Annotated in this window: 6 protein-coding genes; 2 read left to right on the forward strand and 4 right to left on the reverse strand. The window is 37.8% G+C overall.

Annotated elements, in window-relative coordinates; genetic code table 11:
- The 4 genes from ABZA26_RS08520 to ABZA26_RS08535 all read right to left on the reverse strand — a co-directional run.
- The coding region (locus ABZA26_RS08520; RefSeq protein ID WP_372714101.1) for a thioredoxin family protein at positions 1 to 175 on the reverse strand (175 nt) is incomplete at its 3' end.
- A gap of 10 nt (positions 176 to 185) precedes the next feature.
- Positions 186 to 1,160 carry a permease gene (locus ABZA26_RS08525; protein ID WP_372714096.1) on the reverse strand — a complete coding sequence of 325 codons (975 nt, stop codon included), beginning with the start codon at positions 1,158 to 1,160 and terminating at the stop codon, positions 186 to 188.
- Positions 1,161 to 1,193: 33 nt separating this feature from the next.
- Positions 1,194 to 1,499 (reverse strand): ArsR/SmtB family transcription factor, encoded by a 306-nt coding sequence (locus ABZA26_RS08530; protein ID WP_372714097.1) that lies wholly within the window; start codon positions 1,497 to 1,499, stop codon positions 1,194 to 1,196.
- Positions 1,500 to 1,670: 171 nt separating this feature from the next.
- Positions 1,671 to 2,099: an Hsp20/alpha crystallin family protein gene (locus tag ABZA26_RS08535; RefSeq protein WP_372714098.1), complete on the reverse strand. Its 429-nt coding sequence runs from the start codon at positions 2,097 to 2,099 to the stop codon at positions 1,671 to 1,673.
- Positions 2,100 to 2,346: 247 nt separating this feature from the next.
- Here ABZA26_RS08535 and ABZA26_RS08540 point away from each other — a divergent pair, with 247 nt between their 5' ends.
- Positions 2,347 to 2,565, forward strand: a complete 219-nt coding sequence (locus tag ABZA26_RS08540) for an AbrB/MazE/SpoVT family DNA-binding domain-containing protein (protein WP_372714099.1) — start codon at positions 2,347 to 2,349, stop codon at positions 2,563 to 2,565.
- 24 nt (positions 2,566 to 2,589) lie between these two features.
- The coding region (locus ABZA26_RS08545; protein WP_372714100.1) for a CoA-disulfide reductase at positions 2,590 to 4,506 on the forward strand (1,917 nt) is incomplete at its 3' end.

A 4,506-nucleotide genomic window follows, 5' to 3' on the forward strand; every position in this document is an offset into this window, starting at 1 on the left:
CCTTACCATCTATTACAACGGCAGGAGTAGTCATAACACCATAACCCATTATGTCTTTGAAATCCTCTACTTTTTCTACCGAGGCTTCTACAGAAGCAGCAGCTACAGCCTCTTTCACATTGTTTGTAAGATCCTTGCATTTTTTACACCCTGTTCCCAAAATTTTAATATCCATAATTCCCTCCTTATATTATTATATTGAAAAGATATCCTACTCCTATAATACTTATCCCTGTTATCGCTGTGAAGATACCGATAAGCTTGGGTTTTACAACTTTTCTCAGCAGTATCATCTCTGGAAGAGAGAGTGCTGTGGTAGCCATCATAAAAGCCATAGCAGTCCCCATACCTACCCCTTTATTTATAAGGGCTTCTGCTATTGGTATAGTTCCCATTGCATTAGAATAAAGTGGTATGGCTATTATCGTAGAAACAATTACTGAAAGAGGATTATCAGGACCTGCATATTTTGATAAAATCTCCTCTGGAGCCCATCCGTGAATTAAGGCCCCTATACCTATTCCCACAAGAAGATATTTCCATATCTTTGTAACTATCTCTTTTACATTCTCCTTGGCAAAGCTTATTCTTTCTTTATGGTTCAGCTCAACTATTTCCTGGCTTCCCATTTTCATCTGATACACATACTCTTCTACATATTTTTCCAATTTTAAGATATGTATGAGGTATCCACCTAAAACTCCTATTACCACTCCAGAAACCACATATAAAAGAGCCACCTTAAACCCAAAAGTTCCCAAGAGAATAACAAGGGCTGCTTCATTTACAATGGGAGAAGTTATGAGGAATGAAAAAGTAACCCCTAGTGGAATCCCTCCCTCTACAAAACCTATGAAAAGCGGCACACTGGAGCAAGAACAAAAGGGAGTCACTATTCCAAACAGGCTAGCGGCAATGTGTGCTTTGAGCCCGCCTATTTTTTCCAGGGCAAGTTTGGTTTTTTCCACAGAAAAATAACTTCTTATATAAGAGATCCCAAATATCATTATAGACAACAGTATTAATATCTTGATACTGTCAAAGATAAAGAAATGTACACTTCCGCCTAGATGAGTATCCATGGATATTTTAAAAATATTTTCCACAAGCATTCTCACCAGAGCATCTAGCCAGCCAAAATTAAATATATAACCTAACATCTTAAACCATCTCCTGTTTAAATTTTTTTATCCCTATTTCATCCCTTCTGCTATATCAAGGATGTCTTTTTTTACAAAACTCTCCACTAACTTTATTACCTCTACAATCTCATCTCTTTTTATTTTATAGTGCACATTGAGTCCCTTTTTTTCTGAGGAAAGAATCCCTGAATTTTTTAGTATCTTCAGATGCTGAGAAAGATTGGACTGGGAAAAATCTACGTCTTCCTGAAGCTGACATACGCATCTTTCCCCCTCTAAAAGTTTTTTCACTATTGCAAACCTCACAGGGTGACCGAGGGCTTTAAATACTTTTATCTGAAAATCTTCAATTATCATATTTCAACTCCTTTATAACTATATAATTATTTTCTAATATAATTATACTTTTTTCTTCAATTTTGTCAATATTTTTTTTAGATTTTGAGAATTTTTACGATTGAATCGGAAATTTAAAAGGGTCCCGGAATACGGGGCCCTTTTCTATAAAATACATTATTTAATGTTCTCTTAGTGAATCTCAATATCCACTACATCCTCTTTTTTAGCAGTTTCTGATTTAGGGAGGTGGATTGTCAAAACTCCGTCTTGATGTTTGCTGTATATTTTTTCATAATCTACATCAGGGGGCATGTTAAAACTACGACTGAAGGACTGACTCTGGAACTCTTTTCTGTGATAGTTTTTATCCTTGTATTCATCTGAGGTTTTCTGCTCATATGAGATTGTGAGCATCTCCTTGTCCCTTGTCACCTTGATGTTTTCCTTTTCTATTCCGGGAACTGAAACCTCTATCTGATACTTCTCATTATCTTCAGAAACATTTACAGGAGGTGTGGCTCTTCTTCGGAACACCTTATCATTAAAAACATCGTCCTCAAAAAAATCTTTGAAAACACTGGGGTTAAAAAAATCATACTTTTTAATTAAATTTCCCATGATCATCGCCTCTTCATAATTAAAAAATCAATAAAAACAGACCTTTAAATATTACTTATTTCACCTCTGCCAATAAAATGAATCCTACAATAGTATTCTTAATAATCATAAATATCCTCCATATTTTATGAAAAAATTATAGGAGAACCTGCTGTTTTTAAACTTTATTAAAAAAAAAATTGACCAAAACATATTAGGGATGTATAATTTGTATGAAAAGTATGAATTATATGAAAAGGAGGAGTGTATGCTGGAATTCAAAGACGGAAAATGTATCTGTGGAACTGTAACTGTGGGAGAAAGAGGGCAGATAGTCATCCCTAAGAAAGCCAGAGATTATTTTGATATACAGCCTGGAGACCAGTTAGTGGTTTTAGGAGACAAAAACAAGGGAGTGACTATTTTTAAAGCAGGAGACTTGAAAGAGTTTGCAAATTTTATCTTAAACAATGCCAATGATGAATAATCTGACATAAGGGGGTTCAAAATAATGAAAGTATTAATAGTAGGGGGAGTAGCCGGTGGTGCATCTGCTGCTGCCAGACTGAGAAGAATAAATGAAGATGCAGAGATCATAATGTTTGAAAGAGGGGAATACATCTCCTTTGCAAACTGCGGGCTTCCATATCATATAGGGGGAGTCATCAAAGAAAGAGAAAACCTCCTGGTTCAGACTATAGAGGGAATGAAAACAAGATTTAACATAGATGTAAAAATAAAAACTGAGGTAACAAAAATAGACAAAGAAAATAAAAAAGTCTATGCTAAAAACCTGAAAACAGGAGAAACTTTTGAGGAAAGCTATGACAGGCTTCTTCTTTCTCCAGGAGCAGCTCCTTTTATCCCCCCTATTCCAGGGGTAAACTCACCGAATATTTTTTCACTGAGAAATATGAGTGATATGGACAGCATCATCAGTCACATAGAAAAAAACAGTGTCAAAAGAGCCGTAGTGGTAGGTGCCGGATTCATCGGTATAGAGGTGGCTGAAAATCTTCTTGAGAGAGATATAGAGGTCTCCATCCTGGAAAAGGCAGATCAGGTACTGACCATGGTCGATACGGAGATCGCAGCCCAGGTACACCAGAATATAAAGGACAAGGATGTAGAACTATACCTAAAAGACGGGGTTACCCAGTTTGAAGATAAAGAGGGAAAGACAGTGGTGAAGCTGGAAAGCGGAAAAGAGATCAAGGCAGATCTTGTGATCATGGCTATAGGGGTAAAACCTGAAAATGATCTGGCAAAAGATGCCGGACTAGATGTAGGATCAAAGGGCGGTATAAGTGTAAACGAGTACCTTCAGACCTCTGATGAAAATATCTATGCTGTGGGAGATGCTATAGAGGTGAAGCACTACCTCAGCGGTGAGGAGTCTATAATCCCCCTTGCATGGCCTGCAAACAGACAGGGGCGTATAGTGGCTGACAATATGCTGGGAACCAATCAAAAGACATATAACGGATCATTAGGGACTTCTATAATTAAAGCTTTTGATACTACGGTAGCAGCTACAGGCCTGAACGAGAGATATCTCAAAAATGCAGGTAGGGAATATTTGGTAGCCACAGTGAACAGGAACAGTCATGCCAGCTATTATCCAGGTGGTGTACCTATTACTTTAAAACTTCTTTTTACAAAAGAGGGAGATATCTTGGGAGCACAGGGCCTAGGATGTAAAGGGGTAGATAAGAGAATAGATGTCATCGCCACAGCAATAAAGGGTAAGATGAAAATATGGGACCTTCAGGATCTCGAGCTCGCCTATGCTCCTCCATACAACTCTGCAAAAGACCCGGTAAATATTCTGGGATATGTGGCTGAAAATATGATCAACGGCGAAGTGGAAACAATCAGATACTTTGAAATAGAAGACTATCTCAAGAATAACAATGCAGAACTGCTTGATATAAGGACAAAGGATGAAAATGACCTGGGTTCTATCCCTGGATCTGTCCACGTTGATCTTGCAGAACTCCGTGACAGCTTATCTAAGCTCGATAAGGATAAAGAGTATATTGTTTACTGCCAGGTAGGTCTGAGAGGCTACATAGCTTACAGGATGCTTGCACAGCACGGATTCAAGGCAAAGAATCTTGACGGAGGATATAAACTCTGGCAGTATACCACTCTTGATCAGAGCAACAGGGATATCTTCGGTGATATAGATGAATTTAAACACAAGGAAGCTTCATGCTGCGGAACAGTCTCAGAACTTATAGATGAGGAGAGAGAGATGAATAAAGTTATAGAGGTTGATGCCTGCGGACTTCAGTGCCCGGGACCGATTTTAAAAACAAAAAAAACTATGGAAACTATAAAAGACGGAGAAGTTCTGTCAATAAAATCAACAGATTCCGGATTTAAGAAAGATATTGCCACCTGGGCAGAAAAAACAGGAAATAAG

Source organism: Ilyobacter sp. (assembly GCF_041583315.1).
Classification (GTDB): domain Bacteria; phylum Fusobacteriota; class Fusobacteriia; order Fusobacteriales; family Fusobacteriaceae; genus Ilyobacter.